Annotated in this window: 16 protein-coding genes and 1 pseudogene; 13 read left to right on the forward strand and 4 right to left on the reverse strand. The window is 70.0% G+C overall.

Annotated elements, in window-relative coordinates:
• Positions 1 to 40 precede the first annotated feature (40 nt).
• A complete protein-coding gene (locus ACFP2V_RS10555) occupies positions 41 to 199 on the reverse strand; it encodes a DUF421 domain-containing protein (protein ID WP_381208994.1) in 159 nt (52 codons plus the stop codon).
• Positions 196 to 408: a DUF421 domain-containing protein gene (locus ACFP2V_RS10560; protein ID WP_381208997.1), complete on the reverse strand. Its 213-nt coding sequence runs from the start codon at positions 406 to 408 to the stop codon at positions 196 to 198. Before ACFP2V_RS10560 ends, ACFP2V_RS10555 begins: the two co-directional genes overlap by 4 nt.
• Positions 409 to 589: 181 nt before the next feature.
• Between ACFP2V_RS10560 and ACFP2V_RS10565 the strand changes: the two genes are divergently transcribed.
• The 10 genes from ACFP2V_RS10565 to ACFP2V_RS10610 all read left to right on the forward strand — a co-directional run bounded on the left by ACFP2V_RS10565 (position 590) and on the right by ACFP2V_RS10610 (position 9838).
• Complete coding sequence (locus tag ACFP2V_RS10565; RefSeq protein ID WP_381209000.1) at positions 590 to 1636, forward strand: glucose 1-dehydrogenase; 1047 nt, start codon at positions 590 to 592, stop codon at positions 1634 to 1636.
• Between the two features lie 226 nt (positions 1637 to 1862).
• A complete protein-coding gene (locus tag ACFP2V_RS10570) occupies positions 1863 to 4373 on the forward strand; it encodes an ATP-dependent Clp protease ATP-binding subunit (RefSeq protein ID WP_381209003.1) in 2511 nt (836 codons plus the stop codon).
• 398 nt (positions 4374 to 4771) lie between these two features.
• The gene (locus tag ACFP2V_RS10575) at positions 4772 to 5188 is read left to right on the forward strand and encodes a hypothetical protein (RefSeq protein WP_381209007.1); all 417 of its coding nucleotides are present in this window, start codon (positions 4772 to 4774) and stop codon (positions 5186 to 5188) included.
• A 118-nt stretch (positions 5189 to 5306) separates the two neighbouring features.
• Positions 5307 to 5522 (forward strand): hypothetical protein, encoded by a 216-nt coding sequence (locus tag ACFP2V_RS10580; RefSeq protein WP_381209010.1) that lies wholly within the window; start codon positions 5307 to 5309, stop codon positions 5520 to 5522.
• 18 nt (positions 5523 to 5540) lie between these two features.
• A complete protein-coding gene (locus ACFP2V_RS10585) occupies positions 5541 to 6131 on the forward strand; it encodes a transposase family protein (protein ID WP_381209013.1) in 591 nt (196 codons plus the stop codon).
• A 200-nt stretch (positions 6132 to 6331) separates the two neighbouring features.
• On the forward strand, positions 6332 to 7261 hold the full coding sequence (locus ACFP2V_RS10590; protein ID WP_381209016.1) for a zinc-binding dehydrogenase: 930 nt from the start codon (positions 6332 to 6334) through the stop codon (positions 7259 to 7261).
• The gene (locus ACFP2V_RS10595; RefSeq protein WP_381209019.1) at positions 7258 to 7509 is read left to right on the forward strand and encodes a hypothetical protein; all 252 of its coding nucleotides are present in this window, start codon (positions 7258 to 7260) and stop codon (positions 7507 to 7509) included. The genes ACFP2V_RS10590 and ACFP2V_RS10595 overlap by 4 nt, the downstream gene beginning before the upstream one ends.
• A 26-nt stretch (positions 7510 to 7535) precedes the next feature.
• Entirely contained in the window at positions 7536 to 8621 is a 1086-nt protein-coding gene (locus ACFP2V_RS10600; RefSeq protein ID WP_381209021.1) for an MBL fold metallo-hydrolase, read from the forward strand.
• Positions 8622 to 8644: 23 nt separating this feature from the next.
• A complete protein-coding gene (locus ACFP2V_RS10605; RefSeq protein ID WP_381209023.1) occupies positions 8645 to 9493 on the forward strand; it encodes an alpha/beta fold hydrolase in 849 nt (282 codons plus the stop codon).
• 30 nt (positions 9494 to 9523) lie between these two features.
• Positions 9524 to 9838, forward strand: a complete 315-nt coding sequence (locus ACFP2V_RS10610) for a hypothetical protein (protein WP_381209026.1) — start codon at positions 9524 to 9526, stop codon at positions 9836 to 9838.
• A 19-nt stretch (positions 9839 to 9857) separates the two neighbouring features.
• Here ACFP2V_RS10610 and ACFP2V_RS10615 read toward each other — a convergent pair.
• Positions 9858 to 10865 (reverse strand): annotated as a pseudogene (locus tag ACFP2V_RS10615) (IS5 family transposase).
• 162 nt (positions 10866 to 11027) lie between these two features.
• Here ACFP2V_RS10615 and ACFP2V_RS10620 point away from each other — a divergent pair.
• The 3 genes from ACFP2V_RS10620 to ACFP2V_RS10630 all read left to right on the forward strand — a co-directional run bounded on the left by ACFP2V_RS10620 (position 11028) and on the right by ACFP2V_RS10630 (position 11861).
• Complete coding sequence (locus tag ACFP2V_RS10620) at positions 11028 to 11195, forward strand: hypothetical protein (protein WP_381209029.1); 168 nt, start codon at positions 11028 to 11030, stop codon at positions 11193 to 11195.
• 33 nt (positions 11196 to 11228) lie between these two features.
• A complete protein-coding gene (locus ACFP2V_RS10625; protein WP_381209032.1) occupies positions 11229 to 11555 on the forward strand; it encodes a CPBP family glutamic-type intramembrane protease in 327 nt (108 codons plus the stop codon).
• A gap of 66 nt (positions 11556 to 11621) precedes the next feature.
• Complete coding sequence (locus ACFP2V_RS10630) at positions 11622 to 11861, forward strand: hypothetical protein (RefSeq protein ID WP_381209034.1); 240 nt, start codon at positions 11622 to 11624, stop codon at positions 11859 to 11861.
• A gap of 139 nt (positions 11862 to 12000) precedes the next feature.
• On the opposite strand, the gene ACFP2V_RS10635 is transcribed toward ACFP2V_RS10630, so the two are convergent.
• Positions 12001 to 12189, reverse strand: coding sequence for a hypothetical protein (locus tag ACFP2V_RS10635; protein WP_381209037.1), 189 nt, complete (start codon positions 12187 to 12189; stop codon positions 12001 to 12003).
• Between the last annotated feature and the right edge of the window lie 92 nt (positions 12190 to 12281).

Raw genomic sequence — 12281 nt, forward strand, 5'->3', positions numbered from 1 at the left:
TGCACGCAACATCAACGCCAGGATGACGCGACACGCCTCATTAATTAATCGACGCCCCCCCGAAGGATCGCTCCACGACCTTGCCGTCCTTGATGACGGTGGTCGAGGTGCCCTCCAGCACGCGGGCGGCGTGCGGGTCTAGCACCAGCCACCGGTTCAGCGCGGCGTTGACGGCGACCAGGGTGACGGCGCCGATCACTCCGCGAGCAGGCTTGTGCCGTTGCCGATGATGGCGCTCTGGACGACGTTCGACAGCAGGAAGATGACGACGAAGTCGAAGGTGTTGAGATTCGCCAGGCCCCGCTTCCCGGTGAACCGGAAAAGGGCCACGATCACCACGTAGACCAATACCGTCCGCAGCACCTTGTCCACGACCGGGATCTGGACCGTCAGCAGCTCCTGCCACATGGCACCCCCGCGGGCGACATCGGGCGATGAATAGGGCAAATGTACTGGTGGCGGCGGCTGAATCCGGCGACCGCCGGAGGCGGGACGGCGGTCATCCCGCGTTCGCCGGTTTTCCTCGCGTCCTTCCGCGGTATCCGGCATCCGGTGCGGGCCCGGACAGCTCACAGGGAAGGCGGCGGAAATGAAAGCGATCACCGTGGTGCCCGGCGAACCCGAGCGGGTGGAGGTCCGGGAGGTGCCCGAGCCGGCGCCGGAGGAAGGCGCGCTGGTCGTCGAGGGCCACCTACCGGGCGTCTGCGGGACCAACATCGACATCGTGAAGGGCGGCTACGGCGAGCCGCCGCCCGGCCAGGATCGGTTGGTGGTCGGCCATGAGTCGCTCGAGGTGGTGCTTGAGGCTCCGGACGGCTCCGGCTTCAGCGCCGGGGACCCGGTCGCGGGCATCGTACGGCGCCCCGATCCGGTGCCGTGCGAGCCGTGCTCCCACGGCGAGTGGGACTTCTGCCGCAACGGGCAGTACACGGAGCGCGGGATCAAGGGCAGGAACGGCTACGGTGCCGAGCGGTGGAGGATCGAACCGGACTACGCGATCCGGCTCGACCCCGGGCTCGGGGACTGCGAGGTGCTGCTGGAGCCCCCCTCGGTGTTGGCCAAGGCGTGGGAGCAGACCGACCGCATCTTCAACCGGGCCTCGTGGAAGCCCGAGGTGGCGCTGGTGACCGGCGCGGGACCGATCGGCCTGCTCGCGGCGCTGCTGGGTATCCAGCGCGGGCTCGAGGCGCACGTCCTGGACCTGCACGGCAAGGGGCCGAAACCGGACCTGGTGGACGATCTGAGCGCCACATTCCACGCGGGGGACGTCCAGGACATCGAATTGGAGCCCGACGTCGTCATCGAGTGCACCGGGGCTGGCCCTCTGGTCTTCTCGCTCACCAGCGTGGTGGGGCCCAACTCCGTCATCTGCCTCGCCGGTATCTCGTCCGGTTCGCGGAAGATCCCGGTCGGCCTGGATGAGCTCAACAAGGAGATGGTGCTGGAGAATCTGGTGGTGTTCGGATCTGTCAACGCCGGGCGGCGGAAATACCAGCAGGCCGCGGACGCGCTGGCCAAGGCCGACCGGAGCTGGCTGGAGCGGCTGATCACCCGCCGGGTCCCGATGGACGAATACACCGACGCCCTGCACAAGACCCCGGACGACGTGAAGGTCGTCGTCGACCTGCGCGCCTGAGGGGGCCCGCGGCCGGGCGCACCCGGCCGGGCTGACGGCATCCGGCTGCCGAGGCGCGGCGGGCCGTCTGCCACCGCCGCCCCGGCAGCCGGCAAAGCGTAACCGCAAAGGTTCGCCAGTGGCGCTCCCGCCGACTCGCCGATGCCCCGGCCCGGGACCAGACTTGAGGAGTGGCAGCCCGGCCGTGCGCCGGTCTTAAACCCGTTCCGCATTCAAGGTGATCACCATGTCGACGCCGTTGTTCGGATCGCAGGATCCCTTCGCCGACCTTCTCAACCGCTTCTTCGGAATGAGCCCGCTGACCTCGCCTCCGGCCGTCCAGCGGGTGCCCATCGGCAAGCTTCTGAGCGCGTCCGCCCAGGAACTGCTCTCCACAGCCTCGGAGCAGGCAGTCAAGGACGGCAGCAGCGAGCTGGACACGGACCATCTGCTGTGGGCCGCCACCCAGGTAGGGCCGTCGCGTGGCGTGCTGGAGCAGGCCGGGGTCGATCCGGACCGCCTCGCCTCCGAGCTGCTGCCCGCCCTCGCCAAGGGCAGCGGGGCCGCCGAGCCGTCCCTGACACCCGCGGCCAAGCGCGCCCTGCTGGACGCCCATGCGCGCTCCCGAGCCGCGGGCGCCTCGTACATCGGCCCCGAGCACATCCTCGCCGCCCTCCTCGCCGCCCAGGAGAGCGGCGCGGGCCAGGCGCTGCGCGGCGAGGGCGCCGCACCGGAGACGGTGACCCGGGCGGCGGCCGGGCCCCCGAGTACGACGCCCACGCTGGACGAGTACGGCCGGGACCTGACCGCGGAGGCCCGGGACGGACGGCTTGACCCGGTGGTCGGCCGCGCCGAGGAAATCGAGGAGACCGTCGAGGTCCTGTCCCGGCGGACCAAGAACAACCCCGTCCTCATCGGCGAGCCCGGCGTGGGCAAGACCGCGATCGTGGAGGGCCTGGCCCAGCGGATCGTGGCCGGCCAGGTGCCGCGCAGCCTGAAGGACCGCAGGGTCGTCGGCCTCGACCTGGCGGGCCTGGTGGCCGGGACACGGTACCGGGGGGACTTCGAGGAGCGGCTGAAGAAGGTCATCGACGAGGTCACAGCCGACGAGAACACCATCCTGTTCGTCGACGAGCTGCACACCGTCGTCGGCGCGGGCTCCGGCGGAGAGGGCTCCATGGACGCCGGGAACATCCTCAAGCCCGCGCTCGCCCGCGGCGAGCTGCATGTCGTCGGCGCCACGACCATGGACGAATACCGCCGGTATGTGGAGAAGGACGCCGCGTTGGAGCGCCGCTTCCAGCCTGTCATGATCCCCGAGCCCACCGTCGAGGAGACGGTGCAGATTCTGGAGGGCCTGCGCGACTCCTACGAGGCGCACCACCAGGTCCGCTTCTCCGACGACGCGCTGCGCGCCGCCGCCGACCTGTCCGCCCGCTACCTGACGGAGCGGTTCCTGCCTGACAAGGCCATCGACCTCCTCGACCAGGCGGGCGCCCGGGTGCGGCTGCGCAGCCTGGGCCACAGCGGGGAGGCGCTGGAGATCGAGGATCGCCGCGACCAGCTGCGGCGCGAGGTCGACGAGGCGGTGTCCGACGAGAACTACGAGCGGGCCGCGGAGCTCAAGGAGCGCATCAAGGAACTGGACCTGGAGAAGGCGGCGGTCACCGAGAAGCGCGAGGGCGTAGTGGAGGTGACGGTGAACGACATCGCCGATGTGCTGTCCCGGCGCACCGGCATCCCCGTCAGCCAGCTCACGCAGAGCGAGCGGGAGCGCCTGATGAAGCTGGAGGAACGCCTCCACGCCAAGGTGATCGGCCAGGACGAGGCCGTCACCGCGGTGGCGCAGGCAGTGCGCCGCGGCCGGGCCGGGCTGAGCGACCCCAACCGGCCGACCGGCAGCTTCCTGTTCCTCGGCCCCACCGGAGTGGGCAAGACCGAGCTGGCCAAGACCCTGGCAGCGGAGCTCTTCGGCGACCCGGACCGCATGGTGCGCTTCGACATGAGCGAGTTCCAGGAGAAGCACACCGTCTCCCGCCTCGTCGGGGCGCCGCCCGGATACGTCGGCTACGAGGAGGCCGGGCAGCTCACCGAGGCCGTGCGGCGCAGGCCGTACTCCGTCGTCCTGTTCGACGAGATCGAGAAGGCCCACCCGGATGTGTTCAACCTGCTGCTCCAGGTTCTCGAAGATGGCCGTTTGACGGACGCTCAGGGCCGCACCGTCAACTTCCGCAACACCGTGGTCATCATGACCAGCAACATCGGTTCGCAGCGCATCCTGGCCCACCACGGCGACATCGACGCGATCCGTGACGACCTCCTCGCGGACCTGCGCGGCCATCTGCGGCCCGAATTCCTCAACCGGATCGACGACATCATCGTCTTCCACGGCCTCGGCCGGGACGAACTGCTGCGCATCGTGGACCTGCTGCTGGACAACAGCCGCCGCCTGCTGCGCGCCCAGAACATCACCATGGAGGTGGAGCAGAGCGCCAAGGAATGGCTTATCGACCACGGCTACCAGCCCGAGTTCGGGGCGCGCCCGCTGCGCCGCACCATCCAGTCGCAACTGGACAACAAGATCTCCAACATGCTGCTCGACGGGACGCTGAACGCCGGGGACACCGTGATGGTGGGGGTCGACGACAGCGGGCTGGTCTGCACCCTGGGCGCCCCCAGGCCCTCGCGGACCCACGAGGAGGCGCAGGCCGCCGCCGAACAGGAGGGCGCCCGCACCAACCCTCCTGACGCGGAATAGGCGAAGAAGGCGAGCAGCCCGTCGGGTCCCGGCCGGCCGGGACCCGGGCTCACCAAGCCCCTCAGGCGGGCCCGGTCCCGGAATTTGCCGATCATGCCGCTGTCTCCAACGCCAGGAGGGTGTGCTTCGCGGCCGGGCCTCCGGCGTAGCTGCCCGCCGAGCCGTCGGACCACACCACCCGGCGCAACTCTTCCCGTTCAGTGAGATCGTTTCATCCTGAAGTTGCTGGTCACGGGGCTGGTGTGGGCGGTGATGGGGGTGCTTGCGCTGGTCGGTGGCGTGATCGGTAGCAGGTGATCATCTGCCGCGGGGCGATTCGCCGGAACTGCGGCCATGGGCGTTTGTGCCTCCTACTGTCCACAGGGCCAAGGGAGTTCGTGGGCGGGAGGGATCGACGGATGGCCGAGATATTGACGTGGGTGATTCAGCGGCGCATCGTGCTGGCCGACCGGGTCGAGCAGCTGCGCAGGGAGCTCGCGGAGACCGAGGCCGAGGTGGCGCGGCTGGGGGCCGCGGAGGTCGTGATCGGCCAGTTCATCGAGGCCGAACGCGCAGGTGAGGCCGACGATCCCGTCATGGACGCGGAGCCGGAGCGGGTCACTGCCACGCCCGGGGCGGGCGGGATGCGGCTGATCTTGGGCCGCGAGGAGGGCATGGACGTGGATGTGCTGCCCGACGACTACCAGGCGATCATGCGGGTGGTGGCCGATGCCGCCGAGCCCGGCCCAGGCCGGGCAGGTGAGCGAGGCGCTCGGCAGGGGCCCGCTGCCCGCGCAGGTCGAGGCGGTCCGCGCGAAGCTGAAACGGCTGGCTGAACGGGGATGGCTGCACCGCACTCCCGGCGGCCGGTTCACCGCCCTTGACGGCCCAAAGCAGTGACCGATTTCATGCGTAACGGGCAGACCCCCGGCGGGAGTTGGGGTGTTCATGCCGATGAACCCCACTGCCGCCGAGGGCCCGGACCCGCTTGTCCACCAGTGCCGCCTGCCGCTGTCGAGCGCGGCCCTGGACATGGTCGCGGGCCTGGTCCGCGCCCACCTGAAGAAGATCGGTTCGCGGTGGCGCAAGCTCCCGCCGGGGCGCATCGCCCTGACCGTCCTCGCCGTGCTCCGTCATGACCAGCGACTCGCGGGCATGGCCGGCACCTAACAGGTCTCCGCCTCGACCGTGCGCCGCTGGCTGCTGGAGGTGATCCACCTGCTGGCCGCCCGCGCCGAACGGCTGGACCGCGCCCTGAAGAAGATCGTCAAACGGGGCGGGGCTGTCGTGCTGATCGACGGCACGCTGATACCCACCCGGCGCCGCACCGGCGCCGACGACCGCCCCGACTGCTCCGGCAAACGCAAGATGCACGGTCTGCACGTCCTTGCCCTCACCGACGAGAAGGGCAACCTGAGCTGGGTCTCGGCCGCCCGCCGCGGCCGCACCCACGACGTCACCGCTGCCCGGCACGACCACATCACCACCCGCCTGCGCGAAGCCGGCCTCGGCGCCATCGCCGACCTCGGCTCCCTCGGCCTGGACGACCCGGACAACCCGGTGATCATCACTGGCTACCGCGCCGCTCGCGGCCGGCGCCTGACCGCCGCGCAGAAAGAGGCGAACAGGCTCGTCGCCCGCGAACGCGCCGCAAATGAACACGGTTTTGCCGACCTGAAGAACTGGCGGATCCTCACCAGGCTCCGTCTGGCCGCTCGGCACGCCACCGCACTGCTGCGGGCCCTGCTCGTCCTCACCCGCGCCGAAGTCTCCCGGTGACAGATGATCACCTGCTACCGATCACGCCACCGACCAGTACGAGAACGCCCGCTACCGGTCACACCAGCCCCGTGACCAGCAACTTCAGGATGAAACGATCTCAATGACAACACCGGTGAGGTTGTCGGTCATTCCGCCCGTACCGGGCCGACCGATCTACCGACCGATCCGGTGAGGCCGGGACGCGGCAAGACTTCGGCATGGGCCGCCCGGACGTCGTCGCGGCTGCTGAGCTCCGATCGTCAGAAACCCCAGGAGTCACCCGTGACCCGTGTGAGCCACTCGGCCCGCGCCGCAGTCCTCGAGGAGAAGGACGGCCCGTTCGTCTGGCAGGACATCGAGATCGACGACCCGCGGCCCGACGAGGTGCTGGTCCGCATGGTCGCGACCGGCATCTGCGCCACCGACGCCCACGTCCGCCGGCAGCAGATGCCGGTCCGTTGCCGGTCGTCCTCGGTCACGAGGGCGCGGGGGTCGTGGAACGCGTCGGCTCGGCGGTCACCGGCCTCGAACCGGGCGACCACGTGGTCCTGAGCTACCACTCCTGCGGCCGGTGCCCGTCATGCGTCTCCGCCCACCCCGCCTACTGCGACCTGGCCTGGGAGGCGAACTTCGCCGCCGCCCGACTGGACGGCACCCAGGGGCTGCACCGCACGGGAGCCGAGCTGCACGGCCACTTCTTCGGCCAGTCGTCGTTCGCCACCCACGCACTGACCCACCAGCGGAACACCGTGAAGATCCCGCCCGACATCCCGCTCGAGCTCACCGCCCCGCTCGGGTGCGGGCTGCAGACCGGCGCGGGCACCGTGCTCCAGGCCTTCTCGGCCTCGCCCGGTGTGTCGATCGGTGTCATCGGGGTCGGCGCGGTGGGGCTCGCCGCGGTCATGGCGGGGAACGTGGTCGGGGCCCGAGCCGTGGTGGCCGTCGACGTAGACGCGGCCCGCCTCGACCTCGCCCGTGACCTCGGAGCGACGCACGTGATCGACGTCCGGGACACCGCCGACCTGTCCACGGCGCTGCGGGGCGTCACGCCCCGTGGCCTGGACATCGTGCTGGAGACCAGCGGCCGGGCGAAGAACCTGACCGCGGCCGTCGACTCGCTCGCCCCCCGGGGCGGGTGGGGATCGTGACGTTCGAGCAGGGCGCCGGCGGCGGGGTCACCTCGCCGCAGCTCGCGCTCGGGCGTTCGGTGCACGGGATCGCCCAGGGCGACGCCGTCTCGCCGCTGTTGCTCACCACACTGGCCGACCTCTGGCGGGCCGGACGCTTCCCCGTCGACCGGCTCGTCACCTCCTACGACTCCGACGACATCAACCAGGCGTTCGACGACGCCGCAGCCGGGCGCGTGGTCAAGGCCGTGCTCCGGTTCCCCTGCTGACCCCCTCGGAAAGGACCTCGCAACCCATGTGCGACAAGACCCAACGGCCGATCGTGGCCACCGACGAACCCGGCTTCTTCGGGATCGACAACTACGGCTTCCCGGTCAACCGCGACGACCCGCTCGACCCACCGGAGTACTACCCGCCCTACCTCGACACCGAGCGCTTCCGGACCTACCGCTACCACATCGAGGAGCTCCGGGACGGCTTCTACTGGGTCACCAGCGCGGGCTACGACGCGGCCTTCGTGGTCACCGCGGACGGCGTGATCGCGATCGACGCGCCGCCGACGATCGGCGAGAACATGGTCGCGGCGATCGAGAGCGTCACCGACAAGCCGGTGACCCACGTGATCTACAGCCACTGGCACACCGACCACATCGGAGCGACCCCGGTCTACGGGCCGGACGTGGAGATCATCGCGCACGAGATCACCAAGGAGCTCCTCGAACGGTTCCCCGACCCGAACCGCCCGCTGCCCACGATGACCTTCCGCGACACCTACACGCTCACGGTCGGCGGCGTGACCCTGGAGCTGGCGTACAGGGGCGAGAATCACTGCCCGGGCAACATCTTCATCCACGCCCCCGCTCAGCGTGTGCTCACCGTCATCGACATCGTCAGCCCGGGCAGCGCCACGTTCATGCACTGCGACGCCTCGCAGAACATCTGGGCCTGGTACGAGGCCCACGCTCAGATCCTCGAGTACGACTTCGACTACTTCGTCGGCGGCCACCACATGCACTACGGCACCTACGAGCAGGTGAAGACCTGTGTCGAGTACTTCGCCGACATCCACGAGGGCGCCATGGCCGCGGTGGAGCGGTTAAGCCGTTCGGACCGGCTCGACGAGATCCTGACCGCGACCGGCCCCGGCCGGGTCTGGGTCGGCACCGAGAACGCGATCAACTCGATGGTCAACTACACGGTCAAGCACGTCCTGGAGAAGCGAACGAGCGACGGCCGGCTCTGGTCCGACCGGCTCGCCGGGGTGATCAGCCAGACCAAGTACCACGCCTACACCGTCGTCGAGGCCATCCGCCTGGAGCGGCCGCGACCGCAGTCGGGCTACCGGCTGCGCGGGGAGAACCCGCCGCCGTTCATCGCCTGAGACCGACTTACAGGAGGATCACCGTGCACCACAACCACACCGTGCGCTGGGAACTACCAGAGGCCTACGAGACCGGTGACGGCGTCGTGCGGTGGGCACGACTGGGCACGGGCGGAAGCCCGGTCGTCCTGGTCCACGGGACGCCCTATTCGTCGTTCCTCTGGCGCGACGTCGCCCCGGCACTCGCCCGGACGCGCACGGTGTACGTGTTCGACCACCTCGGCTACGGGCAGTCGGACAAGCACGAGGGCCAGGACCTGACGCTCACGACACAGGCCCACCGGTTCGCCCGGCTCCTCGACCACTGGGGTCTCGACGAGCCGAGCGTGGTCGCGGGCGACATCGGCGGTGCGGTCGTGCTGCGCGCCTACCTGCTCGAGTCGGCCCGCTACCGGGATCTTACGATCTTCGACGCTGTCAGCGGCGGGAGCTGGGAACGCGGCCTGTTCCGGCTGATACGCGAGAACCCCGAGGTCTTCGCCGCGCTGCCCGGCTACGCGCACGAGGCGCTCGTCGCGTCCCACCTGCGCAACGCCAGCCACCGTGGCCTCCGCCCGGACGTGCTCGAGGCCTACCTCGCGCCTTGGCGCGGGCCGGAGGGGCAGGCGGCCTACTACCGGCAGTACCGCCAGCTCGCCGAGGCCGACACCCGCCCATACGAGGATCTCCTCGGCACGATCACCGTCCCGGTGCGGCTGCTGTGGGGGCGGCACGACCGGATCCTGCCGCCCGAGTACGGCACCTGGCTCCACGACCGCATCCCGCACTCGACCCTGCACTGGATTGACGACGCCGGTCACCTGCTGCAGGAGGACGCCCCCGCCCGGCTGATCGCGCATCTGCTCGACGAGCTGCCGCCGGCCGCGAGCTGAACACCCCTCTGGTCTGAGAGAGAACACACCATGCCCGAGCTCAGCATCGGTACCGAGAACGGCAGCCCCGTCGAGCTGCACTACACCGACCAGGGCACCGGCAATCCCGTCGTCCTGATCCACGGCCGGCCCCTGTCCGGCCGCTCTTGGGAGACCAGGTCCCTGCCCTGGTCGACGCCGCGCCCCGGCGACCCGAACCAGTTCCCGCAGCGGGTGAAGCCCTCTCGTCGACCGCTTCCCATCACGGCGTACTCCGGCTCCGAGATCCACCAGAGGTGGACGTCCGCTCCCTGCTCCGTCCCTACGACTTCGAAGGGCCCCACTACTCATGAACGACCGCACTAGGCCCTGTGTGATGTCGTGATCAATCGGCTGCTCGCAGGAGGTCCTCGAGCCAGATCATCGAGGCGCGGAGTTCGAGGCCGGCGAGGTAGCTCTCGGGTGTCTTGTCGAAGCGGGTGGCGATGCCGCGCCAGTCCTTCGGCCGGTTGATCAGGCGCTCGACGGTGTTGCGTTTTTTGTAGAGGCCGGTGTCGTGGCCGACGGGCCGCCCGCCCCGGCTGCCTCTCTTCTTGCGGTGGGCGGCCTGGTCCTTCTTCTCCAAGATGACCGCCTTGATGTGGCGTCTGCGCAGGTGGGCGCGGTTGGCGCGGGACGAGTAGGCCTTGTCCGCGGCGACCGCGCCGGGCCGGGTGCGGGGCCGGCCGGCCGACCGGCAGGCGGACGCGCATCTTGTTCAGCACGGGGATGAACTGCGGGCTGTCCGCGGCCTGCCCGGCGGTCAGGACGAACACCGGCGGCCGGCGCTTTGGGCCGGCGGCGAGGTGGACCTTGCTGGTCAGCCCGCCGCGGGAGCGGCCGAGCAGGGCTTCCTTCAGGCGGAGCCGGTGTCGCCGGCGGACGCGCCGGCGTTCTTCCCGCTCCGGCTCGTCTCCGCCGCGCTGCCCGTGGTGTTCCGCCTCGCCGCCCCCCTTTGCCGGGCCCGTTCCCGCGCGGCGGCGGCTTCTTCCAGAGCCTCCATGACGTCCTCGCCGACGAGCATCCCGGCGGCGTCGTGGTGCGCGCGGACGGTCGTGGAGTCCACGCCGAGCAGGGACAGGTCCGTCCTGCCCCGGCGGGCGGCCCCGGCGATCAGGCCCTCCGGCAGGGCGGTGAAGACACCGGCGTTCCGCCAGACCCGGAAGCGTCCGTAGACGGTCGGCCAGGGCCCGAACCCGGCCGGCATCTCACGCCACTGCGCGCCGGTCCCGAACCGCCAGATCACCCCCTCGAACTGCTCCCGCAGCCGCTCGGGGTACGGGCCGTACTCGCCTATCGGCAGGTACGGCTCGATCAACTTCCATTGCTCGTCGGTAAGCTGCCTGCGCGTCACGACCGTCTTCCTGCCGGATCCGCCCTCCAGGCGGACCCGGATCGGCGAGACTGATCACAACACCACACAGGCCCTAGCACCGTCCCTCCCGGCGTCGAGTACCACCGGGTACTGGCCGGCGACACCCGCCGCATCGGTCGTGGCCCGCTCGCGATCGCGTTGTTGATCGGCGGCCTCACGGTGTCCACCGTCGTCCTCACTGCCATCGCAGCCCTGGTTGACTCCGGAATCGGCACCGAGGGGAGTTTGGCCTACACGCCGCTGATTCACGCCGCAGGCATGGTTTCCGTCGCACTGCTCATCCCGTGGAGCATGGCTATCCAGCGGTGACTCTACGGAGTACGAGGACCTTCGCTCCACTCGGTGGTCTCGCGGTTCCGGTTCGATGTCTTCGGGCGGGCGCTGCTGTTCATCGGCCCCGCCTGGGTCATCGTCCTCGTCTTCCACTACTGGAGTCCGCTGCCACAGACCGTCTGGACCCACTCGGACGTGCTCTGGATGCTGGTCGCCACGATCCTGCTCACGCCGCTCCAGGCCGCCGGCGAGGAGTACGGTCTGCGCGGACTCGTCCTGCGCGTCGCGGGAGGCTGGACCCGCGGAGCGCGAGCAGGACTCGCGGTCGGGGTGCTGGTGTCGAGCGGGATCTTCGCCGTGATCCACCTGTCCACCGACCCCTGGCTCAATCTCTGATATCTGATCTTCGCCGTCGGCCTCGCGCTGATCACCTGGCGCACGGGCGGGATCGAGATCGCGGTCGTGCTGCACGCGGCCTACAACACGCTTTCCTTCGTCTTCGACGCCGCCTTCCGCGTCGACATCGCCACCGTCGCGACGGACCGCTCGGCAGGTGTCGAGACCGCGGCCGTGCTCATCCCGAGCTCCGTCATCGTCGCCACCGCGCTGCTCGTGTGGCTCCGCACCCGCCGCACCGGGCCCGCACGAACCCCGGAGCTCGCCCAGCAGATCGCCGTCACACCGGCCCGCTCGGCCGGCTGATCCGCCGCCCCGCGCGCCACGGGCTGGCCACATGCGTGACCGCAGCACGAGTGAAGACCAGGATGCAGAGTGTCGAAGTACTGTCCCCTCCGTCTGGGATCGGGTCGGCGGCCGGGCGTGTGGTTCTCCCGCACCCAGCTCACCGACGCCGTTCACCAGCGGCATGCGGTTTATCCCGCCAGGGCTTGCCCGCCCTGGGTGCCACCACGGTTCCAGTCAGGGAGATCAGCCCGAGCCGGTTGGGCGATCGGTAGGCGATCACATTCAGACCCCAGCGGCGCCCGCGTTTGTGTCGCTTCTCGATGAAGATCGCCATCCGTTCGGTCACGTACTCCCTGATCTTGTCGAAACGGAGAATTGTGCACCTCGTGCTCGGCCCGACCGAGCTGGGCGGAGTGGCAGTAGGCCCGTGCCAGCAGC

This window comes from Streptomyces incanus (assembly GCF_042656345.1).
Classification (GTDB): domain Bacteria; phylum Actinomycetota; class Actinomycetes; order Streptomycetales; family Streptomycetaceae; genus Streptomyces; species Streptomyces incanus.